Below are 17,826 nucleotides of genomic sequence, written 5' to 3' on the forward strand. Positions count from 1 at the left end.
GGTTACACTCCTTACGCTACTACTTGAAGTTAACTTGAAGTCAAGCCAAGTATTCCAGACATGCAAAAATGTCGTTTATTACATATACTATAGAAGCATTCCATCTTTGAGCTGGCAGTACTCCATTTTTATGCTAAAAGATACAAGATCAGCTGAGGCTATACTGCAAAAGAGGGTGCACAACATATCGTACATAATTGAGAGGAGAAACATCATGAATAAGATAGGATTAGCCTGTGCGGTTCTCTCTATAATCGCGCTCTGTGCCGCCTGCTCCAATACGGAACCTGTAGACAAGTCGAACATAAATACATCGGCAGCAGAATCGGTTACAGCAGACAGCGCTGATACAAACAGCAATACTCCAGAGAATGGTGAAGAGTCGAGCTCTGATCTGGCAGAGGAGATGTCAAATACGCCAGACATGGCTACCTCTGATAAAGCAGCGTCAACAGCACCCACGGAATCTACCGATTCTACCTCAACCAAAAAGGAAGCAGTTCCAGCGACAGATGGTCAGGAATCAGCCGTTTATCATTATGTAAATAGTCGTTATGGCTATTCCATTGCTTATCCTGCGACATGGACAGCCGGCGAGGAGGCAGACAATGGGGATGGGAAGATACTGTATGTTGGCAATCCGGACATCGATATTCGCGTCTATGCTTCCAACTATATGGAGGACGTGTCCGATCCATATCATAATGACGATAACCATGTGCAGCGACAACGCGTTGCTTTTAATAATGGCAAAGAGGGTACACTTGTGATCGGTAAAGAAGATAACAAGATTTTATATGATATGGTATATGTGTCCAAAGACGACGTAGAGTATCATTTTTACGCTAACGTACCACAAAGCTTTTTTGATCAGAATGAGAAAGTTCTCTTAAAAGTCGCTAAAAGTCTGGATATTCCTAACGAATAATTAGTATTTATTTTAATCATATTCAGTTCTAAAGCTTTGCTAGTGCAAAAACACCACGTTCCAGCGACTCATCGCCTGAACGTGGTGTTTTCATTATAGATAGAATGAAGAAGTATAGATAGAATGAAGAAGCACGAGTAAATAAAGCGAAAGCACATAAGCTACAAACAGCAATATGAAGCACAACCTACCTACCGCTTCAGCTTCCATTCCTGTTGCAGCATGCCATACACCGCATGATCCACATAACCTGCTGGCAGCAGCTCGGCCTCCCGAATAATCCCTTCCAAAATAAAACCAAGTCGCTCTGGCACCGCCCGACTGCGCTTGTTGCCTGTCGCACAGCGAATCTCTACCCGATGCAAATTCAGCTCAATGAGCGCATAATCTAGCATCGCACGCAGGGCAGACGTAATCAATCCATTGCCCTGAAATCGCTCGCCCAGCCAGTAGCCAACGCCGACTGAGCGATGGTTCCAATTAATCTCGTGAAAGCCGATAATTCCGGCAAATTGTCCTTTGTACCAGATGCCCGCATTCCATCCGCCATTTTCCATCGCCTGCGTCAGGCTGGCACGTACAAAGTCTTCACTTGCATTCAGTGAGGTGGTCGAGTCGACCCAGGGCAGCCACTGGCGCAGATGGGCACGCGATTGATCAATCAGCTGGTAAATATGTCGTGCATGCGCTGGCTCCAGCGGGCGCAGCTCGGTTTCTTCATCCAATATGTAGGTGAACATGCAGCATGTCCTCTCTTTCTGTGAAGGTATATGTCTGTGCCGACATGATGATAGCGAGGAGCGCTCCACATCCGTATGCACAGGCGAGCATTAACGAGGTCGCATAGGAGGACGCTGCTCCAATGCATAAATATCTTCTTCCATTCCTGCCATTCGTTCATTCACCAGCGTACGGCAATCTGCCAGTGCCTGATTGTATACATGTGGCCCAATCGTCGTCATCATAAAGTCCAGCACCTGATCGGCAGCCAGCTCGCCAATCGTCTCGCCACGCTCCATTTCAAAAAACTGCTGAATGTTCGCAATCATTGTTTCACGTGTCTCACGCGATAGCTTCATCGGCTTCATCGAGCACGCTCCTTCCTGCATAGATTTGCATTTTATTGTCTATGCTATCGTATTCGAGATCAGTCGTCAAAAGTCGCAAGTCCCGTCCTGATCGGCTTGTATACGGTATCATATCGGGTGGAAGAGGCGAACTGCCTTGCCTATGCCTGTATAACCGTTATAATAGATATATTCGCAACAGAAACTGAACGATGAAAGGTTGATAGGTGTGGAGAACTCGAATTTGACTCCTTCTAATTTTATTAAAACAATCATTACCGACGACCTGAAGTCCGGTAAGGTCAACAAAGTGGTGACCCGTTTCCCACCGGAGCCGAACGGCTATCTTCATATCGGTCATGCCAAAGCAATCTGGGTGAACTTCGCGCTGGCAGACGAGTTTGGCGGTAAGACGCATCTGCGTTTTGACGATACGAACCCAGCGAAGGAAGACGATGAATATGTACGTGCCATTGAAGAAGATGTGAAATGGCTCGGTTATGAGTGGGAAGGCAAATATTTTGCATCCGACTATTTTGATTTTATGTACGAAAAAGCAGAGCTGCTGATCAACAAAGGTCTTGCCTATGTAGATGACCAAACCGCGGATCAAATCCGTGAAACACGCGGTACACTGACGGAGCCGGGCACAAACAGCCCGTATCGTGATCGCAGTGTTGAGGAAAATATGGAGCTGTTCCGCCAGATGCGTGACGGCAAATTCGGTAACGGAGAAAAGGTACTGCGTGCCAAGGTGGATATGGGCTCGCCGAACATCAATATGCGTGATCCGGTTATTTATCGTATTGCTCATCTGGAGCATCACAATACAGGTGATAAATGGTGCATCTATCCGATGTATACGTACGCTCATCCATTGGAGGATGCGTATGAGAAGATTACACACTCTCTCTGTACCGTGGAATTCGAGGATCAACGTCCATTTTATGACTGGGTGATCCGTGAGTGTGAAGTCGATGCGGAGCCGCATCAATATGAATACGGTCGCCTGAATGTCGCACAGACACTTACAAGTAAACGTAAGCTCAAGTTGCTCGTGGATGAAAATATCGTTGATGGCTGGGATGATCCACGCATGCCAACGATCTCCGGTCTAAGACGTCGCGGCTATACACCAGAAGCCCTGCGCTCCTTTGTATATGAGACAGGTATTTCGAAAAGTCAGGGTATTATCGATCTGCAAATGCTGGATCACTTCGTTCGTGAGGATCTGAAGCTGAAGGTTCCACGTACGATGGGTGTATTGCGTCCGCTGAAAGTTGTCATTACCAACTATCCAGAAGGACAGGTGGAAATGCTGGATGCTGAGAACAACCCGGAGAATGAAGAAATGGGCGTTCGCCAAATTCCGTTCTCACGTGAAATCTACATCGAGCAGGACGACTTTATGGAAGTGCCACCACCGAAGTATCATCGTCTGTATCCAGGCAATGAGGTTCGCCTCAAGCATGCGTACTTCATTAAATGTAATGACTTTATCAAGGATGAAGACGGTAATATCGTCGAAATTCATTGCACATATGATATCGAAACGAAGAGTGGTAGTGACTTTAACGCTCGTAAAGTAAAAGGCACGATTCACTGGGTTGAAGCTTCTCAAGCCGTTCCAGCTGAATTCCGTCTGTATGAGCCACTGATCAAAGCAGAAGACGAAGAGCTAGTTGAAGAAACCGCTGGCGGTACAGATGAGATTCCAGAAAAAACATTCCTAGATTCGATCAATCCCAACTCGCTCGAAATCGTACACGGCTTCGTCGAGCCAGGATTGAAGGATACCGCTGCATTTGATCGTTACCAATTTTTCCGCCACGGCTATTTCAGTGCTGATCCAAAATATACCATGCCAGGAGACCCTGTCTTCAATCTGGTTGTATCGATGAAGAGCTCGTTCAAATTGCCGAAGGCATAAAGTATCCAACATTAATCGCTATGCATAACGGAGTGAGCATGATGTTTTCACGCTCATGATGATAAACAAAAAGGCGTTATCCTCTGAGGGGATAGCGCCTTTTATTTACATTTATTCTTCTTCATCAGGCAGCTGATACCCCGTTCGTCGTACATTCAGCCACATCAATGCAAAACCAATCGACCCTACCAGCGACAACGCCACGCCAGCCAGATACATCTGCTCTGACCCAAAGTTCTGGAACAGCCATCCACCGAGAAAGCCAGCGATGACGCCTGATACGCCGCTCCATGTCATCGTATACAGCGCCTGACCCGTACTGCGGAACGCGTTCGGCACGAACATCATCGTTAGCTGTGTTCCGACATAGAAATAGCCGCCAAACGTAACGGCATGCAGCAATTGGATAAAAATAACCTGCATCGGACTCACTGCTTCTGCCATTAGCAGCCAGCGGAACGTGAACAATAGGCTCACAATCGCCAGCCAGCCGATCATAAACGATACCTTTTTACGTAGAAAGCGATCGAATAGCAGGAATAGTACGGCTTCAAAAATAGACGAAGCGAATACCGCCCATCCGACCATACTTTTCGACCCACCCAGCTCGATTACATACAGCGATAGGAAGGTGCTGTTCATCATATTGGGAATTGCGACCAGCACGCCCAGTATAATAAAGCCGATAAAATACAGATTGCTACCGATCTGCTTTAACGTTTTCCAGTTGATCGGAGCAGCACCACCGGATAAACGCTCCTGCGGTGGTAATACGAGCATGAGCAGAATGGCCACCAGCAGGAGCGCGGTAAACACAATCCCGATGCGAGGCACGCCCAGCTGATCAATGACAGGCCCGGCAACGACGGCTGTCAGCGCCCATCCGAGCGAGCCATACAATCGGAAGCCGCCGAATTTATACGGCGTTCCATCGATATAGTTCAGAATCAATGTACTCGATTGCGCGAACATCGGTGTTTGAAAAAAGAAAAAGCAGGTCATCACAATATAAATAAGCGTATAATTTTCCACATTAAAGACGATCTGTACAAGCACAAGTGTACCGATCATCATCGTAAGCAGCACAAAGCGTACATTTTGCATCCGGTCACCGAGATAGCCCCAGAATGGATTCGCAAATAGCGATACAAAAGGTCCAATCGCCATCAATGCACCAATCTCACTCTGGCTCATGCCGATATCTTGCAAATAAAGCTGAAAGAAGCTGGTGAAGATCACCATCGTTCCATAAATGAAGAACGTATACCAGCGAAGGGTGAGAAAAGGCGATTTAGAAGGTATAGAGCTCAAGAGACGACAATCCTTTCAAGGCGACATTTAGTTCACTTTATCATTTGTTGAAAGGGGATACAAACCATTTCCAGCCAATTTCACCTAACTATGGATTGGAGAAGTGACAAAAGAAATAGCAACTGTGAGCGTGTGCATTTTCGTCCTTCATTTTTGGACTATAGGATTGCGCTGTATGTATAATGAACAGGTGAGGGGCTAGAAGTAGAAACAGACATACCAATGCATACAGGGAATGTATTCAAGATCAAAGTATTAGATAAAGTATGAGATAGATAAGTATACATACAACATAACCGAGATGATGGAAGCATCCTATCTCGATAGGAGGAAGGCATATGAAGCAGAAGGTAGCAGGCATTCTACTGGCTGGTGGGCAATCTAGCCGCATGGGCAGGGATAAGGCGATGCTAGATATCGGGGGCAAGCCGGTCATTCAGCGTGTAGCAGATACATTACTGCAATGCACACCTGATGTCTGTCTGGCGGTAGCGAATGAAGGCGATTATCGATTTTTGAATTTGCCAGTAGCCGCTGATGAGTACCCAGGATATGGACCTTTAGCAGGCATCTATGCCGGAATGAAGCATATCAAAGCAGAGTGGTATCTCGTCGCAGCTTGTGATATGCCATTTAGCAGTGTGGATTTAATGCACAATATGTTGGAAATAGCGATTGACATGCATGGAGATAGAGAGGGTATTCCGATCAGTCAGGCTGTAGTACCTACGTATCAGGATCGTATGCATCCGTTATATGCGGTCTATCATCGCACCGTAATGCCAGCACTCAAGAAGGCATTGGAGCACAAACAGCTTAAAGTGATGGATTGGGTGGAGCAGCATAATCTGGGAGAAATACCACTAGAAGGGCAATTGCCTGATAGTCAGGATGGATTCCTAGAATCCTGCGATATAACGCCATGGTGCCTCTACAATATGAATGATCCAGAAGCCTATGAGCAAGCAAGACGGATGCATATTTTAAAAGAAATGCCCGGCAATTAAGCGATCTGCCGGGCATTATGACCATTTTATGAACGTATAAGCAAAATGCCCATATCGCTTGTGATATCGGTTACAATATAAGTAAGCCAAAACATAACTACGCAATACAGTTGGATATGGCAGTATGATAAGTATTATTTATCAAGCTGATTACTATCATAACGCACATCCATCATTATGGTAGTGAATAAAATCACAAGGAGTGTATTTCAGATGGCAGTGAATACGGAAGTGAAAATGAGCATCGATTGGTTGTACAGTCGGGTAATCACGTATCGTTTGTTAAGTGAAATGCTACAGCGCAAGCCAACCCTGTCCAAGCTGATCGAATGGCGCCGGGATGCCGGACGCATTCAGCAGCTGTCTGCTCGCTCGTATTCCCTGCTGTCTGAACTGGAACAGACACCACTCGCTACAATTATTCAGTCGGCGACAGAGCATGCGACAGCATATGAACGGCTGCTGAGCGCCGATCAGAGGGAAGAGCATCTGCGTGCTGCGCATTATGTATGTGGTGGGCAGGAACGCTGTGGATACGAGGCGATCTTGAACTCGGTCTATGCACGCGCAGGTATTGCCTTTAAAAAGATGGAGCATGAGTCGGATGACCATATTGGAATTGAGCTGGAATTCATGTCTCTGCTAGCAGAGCGTCTGGCAGAGAGTGAGAAGCGTCCATTAGAGCAGGCGGCGGTCATTCAGGCGCAGCTTGATTTTATCGAGCATTATCTGCTCGTCTGGACAGATAAGATGGGAGCATGGCTTGCTGAGACTGCACCGGGTTCACTATATGAGCAATGGGGCACGATGCTGTACGATTATTTGCGACAGGATATGAACGATCTGCGGCAGTATGCTGTTCAGCTGCATGAGCATGCGTGAGAGTAGGCTTCCAGCAGATATGGATGAGTACATGAATTTTCATATTCAATTATGATCCTGGCACGTACAAGAGCACCAATCGATCCTGTTCGTGCCTTCGATTTTCCAACCAATATAAACAAGCTATACGATGATAAAGAAGCGCTCGATCATGAAGATAGTCATCGAGCGCTTCTTATGTATGAGCAACTTGGTTAGCCAGCGAATAAGAGGACTTCATGCGTCTCCTCGTTTTAAGCTTATAATGATCTCAAACATAACAATTTACGGTATGAATATAAATAATTCTGCAAATCGTCACAAAATTATTTGTAAGCGGATTCAAATAAGCATAAATAGTCTAATGGAGTAATAAAGGAGGTTTGCACCTTGAGCCACTACAGGGAGATACTGCCAAAGATCATCGTCAGATCATGTGATCGGACGAGGGAATTCCCTTCGCTCGATTGGGCAAGACAGTATGCGCTAAAGGAACTGGTCCCGCAAGAGATTAATTTTGTCGTTAGCGATCAGCAAACCGGTGAGATTTTTATGGATGTACGCTTTGCAGCACGAACCACAACAACAATCCCCTGAGCCTCAGGCTACAGGGGATTGTTCGATCTGAATATCATTACCGATTTGCATCACATCATCTGTATCGATCCAGCCAGCGGCAGGTTGCAAGGCACAGGCGCTACCACATGCCGTACCTAGTCGTAGCATCGCACGGGTCGAACCCCCACGACTGGCAGAGACGATCATGCCTGCCATCATCGCATCTCCACTACCGAGCGCACTGCGAATAGATAGACGCGGCACACGAATCTGGTAAAAGGAGCCGGTGGAGCGTTCCGCTGCAATCGCACCTTCCGCGCCAAGCGAGATCACCGGTAGCTCGATACCATGATCCATCATCGCGGTTAGCGCCTGATGCAGACGTTCCTGCCGATTACTGCTATCCTGTGCGATACCTGCCCATTCACAGGCCTCCTGCTCATTCGGCTTCACCATATACGGTGCTGCTTTCATACCGTGCATCAATGCTTCACCGCTACTATCGAGCGCGGTGCCCGCTCCATTGCGACGTGCAATTTCGATCAGTCGTACATACACATCAGATGGACAATGCTGGGGCAGACTACCGGAGAAGAGCACCCAGCTAGAGCAGGCTGCCAGCTCCGCCACGGTTTGCTCCAGCAGATCCAGTTGTTCAGCCGTAACGGTTGGAGCTTGCTCGATCAGCTCGGTTTGTGTACGGCGGCTTTGATCGAGAACGGTAATTGCGAGCCTCGTCTCGCCCTCTGCTTCGGTAAATCGGCAACCGACCTGCTCCTGTCGCAATAACGACACCAGCTTGCGTCCATTATGCCCGGCGATCAGCCCAGTAGCCGTAACCGGTTCGCCCAATTGCTGGATGATGCGTGCGGCGTTGACGCCTTTGCCGCCAGGTAGTGTAATCGCATCCTCAATACGATGAACGGTATTTGGACGCAGGGAAGGCACCTGATAAATAACATCAAGTGCCGTATTCAATGTTACTGTCGTAATCATGCCAACTACTCCTTCAACCTGCGAAAGTCATTGCTGGATTGGCGTTTACTTCATCTATGCTGCCGTTTGTATAAGTAAACGGCAGACGGATCGTCACGCAATAAGCTTCAAGCCTACTGCGGACGTAATAATCATCGCGATGAACAGGATGCGCAATCCGCTTCTTGCTTCATTATACATGAGCATGCCTACCAATGCGCCACCGACTGTTCCGATTCCTGTCCATACCGCATAAGCGGTTCCCATCGAAATGCCATTCATGGCAATCGTCAAAAAGGAGAAGCTACCGACAAACGCGATCACCATCATCATCAGATTGAGGATCGAGCGCTGCCGAATGATTCGATTCATCGAGATAACGCCGAATACTTCAAATGCGCCAGCGATGACCAGACTCAGCCAGTACATGATGCTTCACCTGCCTTTGTGTTTGCTTTTGTCTGTGCTTCTGCTGTTTTGTGATCCTTATCCGTAACAAGCTTCAAGCCGATCACGCCAGCGAGCAGTAGTAAAATAAGTGCAATCTTCGTCCACTGAATCGGCTCGCCGAAAATAATCATCTCTGCCGCCACCGTACCTCCTGTACCCAGTCCAGTAAACACGGCATAGACCGTGCCAACAGGCAGACGACGCGATGCCTGAATAATCAGATAAAAGCTAAGCGCGATACCTATCGCGGTCAATGTCCATTCCCCAGCTGTAGCGGCATGCTTCAGCCCGGATACCCACACAACCTCGATCAGTCCGCCAATAAATACATAAAGCCAATTGCGATTCATACGGTGTTACCCCTTTCCAATAATTCCATTCCAATAGATCGGCCAGGTCGCATCCAGTCGCTGGATCGAGCGTTGCTCCTGACCATACAAAACCTCCAGCAAAATGCCATCCGCACAGGTTAGATAAGCTCGCGCCGCCTGCATAGCCGATACGGAGCAATTTAAATTTTCCTTATGCAGATTATGTTCAAATAGTCGCACCAGTTGATTTTCCATCGTATCCAGCATGTGATAGATGAGCGGCATCACTTCATGCTCTAGCTCCTTGGGTGGGAAGAAGGACATGCGCATCACGAACTTGATCGTATCATCAGAGCGATATAGCTTCTGCATATGCTCCAGCAATCCATGTAGCTTGTACTCCAGCGTATGGTGATGATGTGCCAGCATATAACGCTTGAGCGAATGCTGCTGCACACGCGACGCACGATGAAGCACCTTCATGAACAGGTCTGCTTTGCTATTAAAATGCGCATAGATCGATGGCTTTTTGATGCCTGCTTCGGCTGCGATCTTGGCGAGTGAAGCTCCTTCATAACCATCACGAGCAAAATGGGAAAGTCCAATCTGTAGCAGCTGCTGTTTTACATTCATTATTTACACCTACCTAACGGTCGTTAGGTAAATATTAAAGCAATCGAATTTTAAAGTCAACCCTGTGCTTTTGAATGGTTTTTAATGAAAAGTATAAAGAATAACAGGGGAGCTATATAAGTGGCTATATTATTTGTGAGCCGCTCTATAGCAGAAAGTTGTGTATGAGAGATTGTGTATGAGAGAGTAGTGCCTAATCTACACACAGCGGTGGATGAAGACGCACCCTACTTTCGTTTAACATGAAAATAGAGAGGTCATTGGAGCGACCTCTCTGCTGATGAAGGATAGTTGTAATAGGGCAAAAACGATGAAGGATGACTACGTCAACTTTAAAACGTAGTAAATCCAAGAATCAGCTGTAAGCGATATGCGATGTCCTTGAGCCATGTGGTCTGCTCCTGATACATGCTTAGCGGTAAGGTATATTGCTCCCCATCATTGTTCCACAGCATATTGAAGTAGCTATTCACCTCAAGCATGAGTGGATTTTGATTTGATGCGCTGATCCACAGGTCATTTTCCAGATTATAATCCTTCAGATTGCGTGGGGTGAAGTTGGAAGAACCACCGATAATCAGGTCTTTGCCATCAGGCTTATGGATGTACATCAGCTTCGTATGATACTGCTCATCCGTGGTGTTATACCAGCGAATGCCGATTCGTCCACCAGACTTCTCGTTTAGCTCGGCGGCGACAGGGCGATTAGGAATACCGATCTTATCCTGTCCAAAGGCATTCTGGTTGGGGTCCAGAATAAGCTTGATCGTCACACCGCGCTGATCAGCTGCGAGTAGCTCCTTGGTCACTTCTGGGTCGGCTAGATAGAACATGCCCATCCATAGCGTATCGCCCTTTTTCGTATCATTGATCGCTTCTAGCAAACGGCTGTATACCTTGCCTTCGGTAATATAACGAAGCTGAATCGGATCGGAAGTAGACACATCTGTGTTGCTATTCGTCCCATCCGTGGTTGTGGCATCGTTATTATTACTCGTTGTACGGGAAGACTGGGTTCCCGATGTAGCTGACGCAGAGGAAGCAGCTGATGTAGAGCGATCCATATTAGCTTCGTTTCCATTTACAGTTGTATTGCCATTTGCGTTAGACGAATTGGATGATGCCTTGGCTTCCTTCGTATCCGAGGACGCGGTGACCTGACCTGTACCGGATGTCGTATCAATCGCTTTGGTGGGCGGTGTATACGTCGGCAGCTTCACCGGATAACCGGATAGATCGACTACCGCCTGCTCTGCCTTGAGCAGATCGCCAATGATTTTCCCCTGTACTTCAAAGGCAACATTGGAATGATAGGCACTCGCATCATGTACATTACCAGTAGATACAAGCGCACTATGATCGGTAATGACCGCTTTGCGATGATTCGCTTTTACATTGATCAGCTTCAAGTAGGAGCGGAATGTCACATCCGGGCCGCCTGTTGCCATTGCATTCGGAATCGTACCTTCTCCAGCCTGACCGAACCATTGGAAAAAGGTACGCCATACCGCTGAATAGACAGGAGTGGAATCCCGCAATGGATCAACATCGGTCATGATGATGCTGATTCCCGCCTGACGCATTTTCTCCAGCAGTGGATTAGGGCCAGAATTATAGTTCGTATTCACCTCATCTGTAATGAACACAATTTGCATATCCGGCTGCTGTTGCTTGCGCTTAATGAGATGGTCAGCCAGCCCCTCGCTAAGCTTCGGATACTCCTGACCTTTATGTACATAGTTATTGAACAAAAACATGTCGATTACGATAAAGCGGTCGGCTTCATCGACCATTTGCAAGATCCGGTCATAAATATGCCTTTTTTGGGTAAATCGATCGCCTGAACCGGGTGCTGGATACGTCAGATCATAATAAAAATTTACATGATCAACCGTATAAAGCGGACTTTCATACGAGACACCTGCTGGAAGCGGCTTATGCGTTTGATACAGCATAACGGCGATCAGCCAGACAACGAGCAGTCCGAGCATAATACGGATAACAGGCAACCGCCAGCCCTTTTTACGCTTATGCTTGCTGGAGCGTGATGTATGAATAGGTGCGGAATTTTCGGGGAATGCTTTCATGAGCGGTAGCTCCTTTCCATTCGATCCAGAAGGGTATACCCTTGGACAGCAGGCACGAGCTGCTAGCTTGCAATCTGGACCTCTCTAACCATATACCAACAAAGCTTTATTTTTGACGCAAAGCGAAGTGATCGTTTGCTTTCATTTGTTCAAATTTTGTTCAAAATTAACCAAATTTAATTTTGTAAAATGGGTCTGGTGACGGTGCAAATCGGTTGTTATTTGTTTATATATACTTTATGGGTATTGGTTACATGTGTAGCACGCGCGGGAACAACAACATCCCGGCACTAATTTCAGTTCAAAAAAGGGGAATGTTATGAAAGCGACTCAATCTGCCCGCAAAGCAGTTATCGTTGGAGCAGGACCTGGTGGACTGGCGGCGGCTATGCTGCTAGCGAGCCACGGGTACAAGGTGGATGTGTTCGAAAAACAGCCGGTTGTCGGCGGCCGTTCCGGTCGTTTGGAAGTCGGAAAATATCGCTTTGATCGGGGCGCAACATTTTTAATGATGCCGCATCTGATCGAAGAGCTGTTTGCCCTCTCAGGGCGTTCACTGCACGATTATGTGGAGATGAAGGAGCTTACACCACTGTACAGCCTGCATTTTGGAGATACAGTTTTCAAGCCGTCACGTAACCGTGAGGATACGGCAGAGCAGATTGCACGACTGTTTCCAGGCAATGAAGCGGGATACTATCGCTATCTGGAAGAAGAGGACGTGAAGCTGGATAAAGTGATGCCGCTACTGCGTCGTCCATTTTCCAATCTGCTTGATTATGTACGTTCTGATGTCATACGCGCACTGCCGAAGCTCCATCTAAACGATACGGTGTATGGGCGTTTATCCAAATATTTTAATGATGAGCGATTGAAGCAGGCATTTACGTTTCAATCTAAATATCTGGGTATGTCAGCATGGGATTGCCCGGGCACCTTTACGATTTTATCTTACCTTGAGCACCGCTATGGTCTGTTCCATCCTACAGGCGGCATACATGCTGTATTCGAAGCGATGGCAAAAGTGATCTCTGAGCACGGTGGACGCGTACATACTTCCAGAGGCGTACAGCGGATACTGACAGAGAACGGAAAGGCTACTGGCGTAGTGCTTGAGGATGGCGAGCACCTTTTGGCTGACCGGGTGGTCATTAATGCCGATTTTGCTACGGCGATGAACCGATTGTTTGAACCGGGTGTATTGCGTAAATATGCACCGGAGCGTATCGCAGCGAAGACGTATTCATGCTCAGCTGCCATGCTCTATCTCGGCGTAGATGGCGAGATTGATCTGGATCACCATTCGGTTCACTTTTCCGAGGATTATCATCGTTATGTTGATGAGGTAACACGCTTCAAAACATTGTCGGATGATCCGTCCCTCTACGTACACAACCCGTCAAGACTCGATAAGACGATGGCACCAGCAGGCAAATCGGCTCTGTATTTGCTCATGCCGACACCGAATCTGACAGGTGAGACGGATTGGGAAGCGAAGCGTGAAGCGGTGAAGGAGCAAATGCTGAATCGTGCCGAGCAAATTCCGCAGCTTCGTGGGCTGCGTGATCGGATCGAGGAAATGCAATTTTTCACACCGCTCGATTGGGAGCGTCAGCTGGATGTGTACCAGGGGGCAGTGTTCAATCTGACACACAACCTTGGACAAATGATGGCATTCCGTCCACATAATCAATTTGAGGAAGTCGACAATGTATGGCTCGTTGGTGGGGGCACGCATCCAGGCAGTGGCTTGCCGACGATCTTCGAATCGGCGCGTATTAGCACAGCGTTGATCTTCAAGCAGGATGGGGTATCGCATACTCATTCCGCAGATGCAGGTACGGTGCTAGCATGAGCGGAGCCATCATGAGACGCAAACGAATCGCCATCGTCGGCGGTGGAATCGGCGGCTTGACTGCTGCATTACTGCTGAGCCAGCGCGACGTGGAAGTGACCATTTTTGAGAAAAGTGATCGTCTTGGTGGACGAATCGCCTTTGAAGAGCAGGATGGGATCGCAATCGATCAGGGCCCGACGATTGTGCTGTTGCCAGAGATGCTGCATAGCATTATGGAGGAGGGCGGCATTTCACGGGATCGGCTGCCATTAATCGAATGTGACCCGTTATACCGGATTCATTATGCGGATGGTCGTGTAATGACCAAGCATCGTGGCACAGAGCCGCAGGCAGAGGAGATTGAACGTCTATTTCCCGGCTCCGGTGCAGGATTTCGCCGTTTTATGCACGATATGAGTCCGTTATTTGCACGCGGACAGGCTTCATTTTTGGAACGCGATTTTCCGAATGCCAGTACTTTTTTCTCGCGTAGCAATCTGGCGCTCATGCGCAGCTTGCGTGCGTATCGCAATCTGAGCAGTGCAGCAGGGATTTATTTCCGCCAGCAGCAATTGCGAGAAGCATATTCACTGCAAAGTCTATACATCGGTGGTATTCCAGAGAAAACACCGGGACTCTACACGATGCTACCGTATGCAGAGCATGCCTTTGGTGTCTGGATGCTCAAGGGAGGATATGCCGCATTGCCACGTATTATCGGCGAAGAGCTGCAACATCGTGGTGTGGATATTCGCCTCGGAAGTAGCGTGAATCATATCGAGGTGCGCAATGGTGTGTGTCTTGGTATTCAGACCGATGGTGAGAAAATGCCATTTGATGCGGTATTATACAATGGCGATTTCCCATTGATTCATGATCTGTTAACTGATTCGCAGCCAGCCTTGAAGCCGCAACGTCGTCCATATCAGCCATCCAGTGGCTGTGTATTAATCTACGCAGGTACGAATCGTCGCTGGTCTGATCGACTCGCGCATCAGTTCTTCCTGCCAGAGGATCTGAATGCAAGTCTTCGTCACACCTTTGGTGAACGCAAATTGCCGAGTCAGCCATCTGTTTATGTATTCAATCCGGTAGCACTTGATCCAGAGGCTGCACCCCATGGACAAAGTGCATTATACTTTCTGATCCCGGTAACCGATGAGCAAGGAATCGCGTGGGAGCAGGATACAGATGAGCTGGTGGAACGCGTATTATCCATGGTAGAGGCACGTGGTTGGGAAGGCTTACGCTCGTCGATTACCTGGAAAAGGGTTCGCACACCGGCAGATGCCAAGCGTAGCGGATTGTATGGTGGAGGTAGCTTCGGAATCGCGCCGATTATTCGCCAATCCGGTGCTTATCGTCCACAGCCCCGTCCGTTTCCGTCGATTCGCCGTCTATATGCGGCAGGAGCCTCTGTTCATCCCGGCGGCGGTGTACCGATCGTTATGCAGGGAGCACGAATGGCCGCACAGCAAATGTTAAAGGAGTTGGGACTTTGAAATACGCGACCGAAATGGACCTGAAAAGCTGTGAAGAGATGATCCGACATGGTTCATCGTCCTTTTATTACGCATTTAGCTGGTTATCCAGTCCGCAAAAGGAAGCGGTTCATGTCATTTATGCCTTTTGTCGTATGATTGACGATAGTGTGGATGAGCCAGAGCGCTCACCGTATACAATTCAGCAGCTGCAAGCGTTGTTTACGAATTTGGAGCAAGCGGAAGGTCATTTTATCTGGCCTGCGCTGCGCTGGCTGTTTCATGAGTTTCCAAGCCTGTCGAAGGAGCCGTTCAAGCGTCAGATGGATGGGCAGACGTATGATTTGACCTTTACGCGTTATTCTACGATGCGCGAGCTGGAGCATTATTGCTATCTGGTTGCTGGTACGGTGGGCGAAATGCTGCTGCCTGTATTAAAGGGTGAGCATAGTGAGCTTATTCGTCATTCCGGTATTGCACTGGGTAAAGGCATGCAGATCGTCAACATTATGCGTGACATCGGTGAAGACAGTCGCCGTGGTCGTCGCTATATCCCACTGGAGCTGATGAAACGTCATAGTTATACCGAGCAGGAGCTAGAGAACGGTATCATTAATGAGCGCTTTATCGCGATGATGGAGGAGCTGCGTCTGTTAGCCGAGCAGTGGTTTGCCACCGGACTGGGTGATCTGGACGAATATCCAGAGCGCAGTGCCTTTACAGTAGAGCTGGCAGCGACCTTTTATGCGGGCATTATGGATGTCATTCGTGAGAATGAATATGATGTGTTCACACAGCGTGCCATCGTTAGCGATGAGCGTAAGCTGTATATGCTGATGGGCATTGCGGAACGGCATGGTGTGAGCAAGGACATGTTAAGTCGTCCGGCGGTATCGTAGGATGGGCTGGATTTTTTGGATATGGTATGGAATTGGAGCCGTACTCCTGTTAACGATTGGTGTTCCGAAGATGCTTGATTTCTCAAATGGGTTATTTCTTGTCTTCTATGCGCTGTATGCGTTATCTCTCATACGGCGCAGTCAACCCCAATACAATATGTCCGACTGGTCAGTCAGCAAACGGGAGTCGATCACGTTCTCCCGTCTGCTGATGGCTGCGGTGCTGATGTGGCTTGGCGGCATGGCGCTGGAATGGATGGGTGTACATACAGGCTGGCCATTTGGTGAATACGAATATAGTAGCATTTTAGGTGGTCTGGTATTGGGCGTACCGTGGACGCTTGGTTTTGCATGGATCGCAGTCGTATCCAGCGGTATCCTGCTGGCGAGCGGACGAGCGGTAACCGATTCGATGCGTGCGCGTCTGTTACGTGCTGTACAGGTTGGGGTATGGATTATTATTCTTGATCTGGTGCTTGATCCGGTTGCTGATGCGCGCGGATTCTGGACGTGGGGCGGAGATAGCGGATTTTATGGCGTACCGTGGAGCAATTTTATCGCCTGGTTTATCGTGGGCGGGGTGCTGTCATTAACGATTCCGATCATCCGACTTGATCCGTCGGTTGCTCGTCAATCGGTATTTCTGTATCAGGGAATTCTGTTCATGTTCGGGCTGTTAGCATGGCAACAGGGATTGATCGGTTCGGTGATTGCGGGTGTGATTGGCATTGCACTGGCAGAAGGGAGTTATCGGTATGATCGCCGCCAACAAGTCAGCCGCATTTGAACAGGTATTTCGTTTGTATAATGAATGGTATCTGCTACGGCGTCAGTTTCATTCATTTATGATTAGCGGTGAGCTGGATACGGTTCCTGCTGGACAGCCGGCGGTCTATATGATGAATCATAGCTCGTGGTGGGATGGATTGCTGGTGTATCATGCGCTCAAGCGCACATCGTCTGCTGAGCATTATATGATGATGGAGCAAAGACAATTAGAGCGGTATCGCTTTTTTGGGAAAATTGGTGCGTTTTCGATCAACAAAGATAGTCCGTCTGATATTCGGCAATCGATGCGTTATGCAGGACAATTGCTGGAGCAGGGGCAACGGGTATGGATTTTTCCACAGGGAGAGATTCGTCATCTGGAGACGCGTCCACTTGATTTTCGTGCAGGCATTAGCTTACTACTGCGCCAGTCCAATCTACATATACCGGTAATTCCGGTGACGCTGTATTACGGGCTATTTCAGCATTCAAGGCTGCAAGCTAGTCTAATGGTTGGACAGCCGCTGCTGGAGGACTGGCGTGCTTTATCTGCGGCTACTTGCGGCGAATTGCTGGAGCAACGCTTAACGACTCAATTGGATCAGCATCGTGCGGAGATGATCGCCGCGCAAGGTGAATTGCTACAAGGACGCGATCTGATTCCGCATCGCCGCTCTACCGACGACAAGTATGACCAATACCGCAAATGGAGAAAAAGGTGAG

General features: G+C 48.1%; 17 protein-coding genes. 9 read left to right on the forward strand and 8 right to left on the reverse strand.

Going from position 1 to position 17,826, the window contains the following annotated elements:
• The first annotated feature begins 214 nt into the window (after positions 1 to 214).
• Entirely contained in the window at positions 215 to 928 is a 714-nt protein-coding gene (locus tag SK066_RS03000) for a hypothetical protein (RefSeq protein WP_320543594.1), read from the forward strand.
• A gap of 191 nt (positions 929 to 1,119) precedes the next feature.
• On the opposite strand, the gene SK066_RS03005 is transcribed toward SK066_RS03000, so the two are convergent.
• On the reverse strand, positions 1,120 to 1,668 hold the full coding sequence (locus tag SK066_RS03005) for a GNAT family N-acetyltransferase (RefSeq protein WP_320543595.1): 549 nt from the start codon (positions 1,666 to 1,668) through the stop codon (positions 1,120 to 1,122).
• A 90-nt stretch (positions 1,669 to 1,758) separates the two neighbouring features.
• Positions 1,759 to 2,016, reverse strand: coding sequence for a DUF2164 domain-containing protein (locus SK066_RS03010; RefSeq protein ID WP_320543596.1), 258 nt, complete (start codon positions 2,014 to 2,016; stop codon positions 1,759 to 1,761).
• A gap of 199 nt (positions 2,017 to 2,215) precedes the next feature.
• Here SK066_RS03010 and SK066_RS03015 point away from each other — a divergent pair, with 199 nt between their 5' ends.
• The gene (locus SK066_RS03015) at positions 2,216 to 3,925 is read left to right on the forward strand and encodes a glutamine--tRNA ligase/YqeY domain fusion protein (RefSeq protein ID WP_320543597.1); all 1,710 of its coding nucleotides are present in this window, start codon (positions 2,216 to 2,218) and stop codon (positions 3,923 to 3,925) included.
• A gap of 111 nt (positions 3,926 to 4,036) precedes the next feature.
• Here the strand turns inward: SK066_RS03015 and SK066_RS03020 are convergent, their stop codons facing one another.
• Positions 4,037 to 5,167, reverse strand: coding sequence for an MFS transporter (locus SK066_RS03020; protein WP_407673808.1), 1,131 nt, complete (start codon positions 5,165 to 5,167; stop codon positions 4,037 to 4,039).
• A 407-nt stretch (positions 5,168 to 5,574) separates the two neighbouring features.
• Between SK066_RS03020 and mobA the strand changes: the two genes are divergently transcribed.
• Positions 5,575 to 6,243, forward strand: coding sequence for a molybdenum cofactor guanylyltransferase (gene mobA, locus SK066_RS03025; RefSeq protein ID WP_320543599.1), 669 nt, complete (start codon positions 5,575 to 5,577; stop codon positions 6,241 to 6,243).
• A 213-nt stretch (positions 6,244 to 6,456) separates the two neighbouring features.
• A complete protein-coding gene (locus SK066_RS03030) occupies positions 6,457 to 7,125 on the forward strand; it encodes a TorD/DmsD family molecular chaperone (RefSeq protein ID WP_320543600.1) in 669 nt (222 codons plus the stop codon).
• Positions 7,126 to 7,704: 579 nt separating this feature from the next.
• Here SK066_RS03030 and SK066_RS03035 read toward each other — a convergent pair.
• The 5 genes from SK066_RS03035 to SK066_RS03055 all read right to left on the reverse strand — a co-directional run bounded on the left by SK066_RS03035 (position 7,705) and on the right by SK066_RS03055 (position 12,118).
• Positions 7,705 to 8,658, reverse strand: coding sequence for a 1-phosphofructokinase family hexose kinase (locus tag SK066_RS03035; protein WP_320543601.1), 954 nt, complete (start codon positions 8,656 to 8,658; stop codon positions 7,705 to 7,707).
• 93 nt (positions 8,659 to 8,751) lie between these two features.
• On the reverse strand, positions 8,752 to 9,066 hold the full coding sequence (locus SK066_RS03040) for a DMT family transporter (RefSeq protein ID WP_320543602.1): 315 nt from the start codon (positions 9,064 to 9,066) through the stop codon (positions 8,752 to 8,754).
• Complete coding sequence (locus SK066_RS03045; RefSeq protein WP_320543603.1) at positions 9,054 to 9,437, reverse strand: DMT family transporter; 384 nt, start codon at positions 9,435 to 9,437, stop codon at positions 9,054 to 9,056. Before SK066_RS03045 ends, SK066_RS03040 begins: the two co-directional genes overlap by 13 nt.
• A gap of 6 nt (positions 9,438 to 9,443) precedes the next feature.
• A complete protein-coding gene (locus tag SK066_RS03050) occupies positions 9,444 to 10,031 on the reverse strand; it encodes a TetR/AcrR family transcriptional regulator (RefSeq protein ID WP_320543604.1) in 588 nt (195 codons plus the stop codon).
• A 332-nt stretch (positions 10,032 to 10,363) separates the two neighbouring features.
• Positions 10,364 to 12,118 carry a phospholipase D family protein gene (locus SK066_RS03055; protein ID WP_320543605.1) on the reverse strand — a complete coding sequence of 585 codons (1,755 nt, stop codon included), beginning with the start codon at positions 12,116 to 12,118 and terminating at the stop codon, positions 10,364 to 10,366.
• A gap of 319 nt (positions 12,119 to 12,437) precedes the next feature.
• Between SK066_RS03055 and SK066_RS03060 the strand changes: the two genes are divergently transcribed.
• The 5 genes from SK066_RS03060 to SK066_RS03080 are packed head-to-tail and all read left to right on the forward strand — an operon-like array spanning position 12,438 to position 17,825.
• Positions 12,438 to 13,973, forward strand: a complete 1,536-nt coding sequence (locus SK066_RS03060; RefSeq protein WP_320543606.1) for a phytoene desaturase family protein — start codon at positions 12,438 to 12,440, stop codon at positions 13,971 to 13,973.
• Positions 13,974 to 13,984: 11 nt separating this feature from the next.
• A complete protein-coding gene (locus tag SK066_RS03065; RefSeq protein WP_320543607.1) occupies positions 13,985 to 15,457 on the forward strand; it encodes a phytoene desaturase family protein in 1,473 nt (490 codons plus the stop codon).
• A complete protein-coding gene (locus SK066_RS03070) occupies positions 15,454 to 16,335 on the forward strand; it encodes a phytoene/squalene synthase family protein (protein ID WP_320543608.1) in 882 nt (293 codons plus the stop codon). The genes SK066_RS03065 and SK066_RS03070 overlap by 4 nt, the downstream gene beginning before the upstream one ends.
• A gap of 1 nt (position 16,336) precedes the next feature.
• Positions 16,337 to 17,122 carry a carotenoid biosynthesis protein gene (locus SK066_RS03075; RefSeq protein ID WP_320543609.1) on the forward strand — a complete coding sequence of 262 codons (786 nt, stop codon included), beginning with the start codon at positions 16,337 to 16,339 and terminating at the stop codon, positions 17,120 to 17,122.
• Positions 17,091 to 17,825 (forward strand): lysophospholipid acyltransferase family protein, encoded by a 735-nt coding sequence (locus tag SK066_RS03080; protein WP_320543610.1) that lies wholly within the window; start codon positions 17,091 to 17,093, stop codon positions 17,823 to 17,825. The genes SK066_RS03075 and SK066_RS03080 overlap by 32 nt, the downstream gene beginning before the upstream one ends.
• Position 17,826 lies beyond the last annotated feature (1 nt).

It is taken from the genome of Paenibacillus hunanensis, from assembly GCF_034055775.1.
GTDB lineage: Bacteria > Bacillota > Bacilli > Paenibacillales > Paenibacillaceae > Saccharibacillus > Saccharibacillus hunanensis.

What these genes read in the sequence shown, in the direction of transcription:
- SK066_RS03000 (WP_320543594.1), top strand. Translation starts at nt 215, where the DNA reads ATGAATAAGATAGGATTAGCCTGTGCGGTTCTCTCTATAATCGCGCTC.
- SK066_RS03005 (WP_320543595.1), bottom strand. Translation starts at nt 1,668, where the DNA reads ATGTTCACCTACATATTGGATGAAGAAACCGAGCTGCGCCCGCTGGAG.
- SK066_RS03010 (WP_320543596.1), bottom strand. Translation starts at nt 2,016, where the DNA reads ATGAAGCCGATGAAGCTATCGCGTGAGACACGTGAAACAATGATTGCG.
- SK066_RS03020 (WP_407673808.1), bottom strand. Translation starts at nt 5,167, where the DNA reads ATGGTGATCTTCACCAGCTTCTTTCAGCTTTATTTGCAAGATATCGGC.
- mobA (WP_320543599.1), top strand. Translation starts at nt 5,575, where the DNA reads ATGAAGCAGAAGGTAGCAGGCATTCTACTGGCTGGTGGGCAATCTAGC.
- SK066_RS03030 (WP_320543600.1), top strand. Translation starts at nt 6,457, where the DNA reads ATGGCAGTGAATACGGAAGTGAAAATGAGCATCGATTGGTTGTACAGT.
- SK066_RS03035 (WP_320543601.1), bottom strand. Translation starts at nt 8,658, where the DNA reads ATGATTACGACAGTAACATTGAATACGGCACTTGATGTTATTTATCAG.
- SK066_RS03040 (WP_320543602.1), bottom strand. Translation starts at nt 9,066, where the DNA reads ATGTACTGGCTGAGTCTGGTCATCGCTGGCGCATTTGAAGTATTCGGC.
- SK066_RS03045 (WP_320543603.1), bottom strand. Translation starts at nt 9,437, where the DNA reads ATGAATCGCAATTGGCTTTATGTATTTATTGGCGGACTGATCGAGGTT.
- SK066_RS03050 (WP_320543604.1), bottom strand. Translation starts at nt 10,031, where the DNA reads ATGAATGTAAAACAGCAGCTGCTACAGATTGGACTTTCCCATTTTGCT.
- SK066_RS03055 (WP_320543605.1), bottom strand. Translation starts at nt 12,118, where the DNA reads ATGAAAGCATTCCCCGAAAATTCCGCACCTATTCATACATCACGCTCC.
- SK066_RS03060 (WP_320543606.1), top strand. Translation starts at nt 12,438, where the DNA reads ATGAAAGCGACTCAATCTGCCCGCAAAGCAGTTATCGTTGGAGCAGGA.
- SK066_RS03065 (WP_320543607.1), top strand. Translation starts at nt 13,985, where the DNA reads ATGAGACGCAAACGAATCGCCATCGTCGGCGGTGGAATCGGCGGCTTG.
- SK066_RS03075 (WP_320543609.1), top strand. Translation starts at nt 16,337, where the DNA reads ATGGGCTGGATTTTTTGGATATGGTATGGAATTGGAGCCGTACTCCTG.
- SK066_RS03080 (WP_320543610.1), top strand. Translation starts at nt 17,091, where the DNA reads ATGATCGCCGCCAACAAGTCAGCCGCATTTGAACAGGTATTTCGTTTG.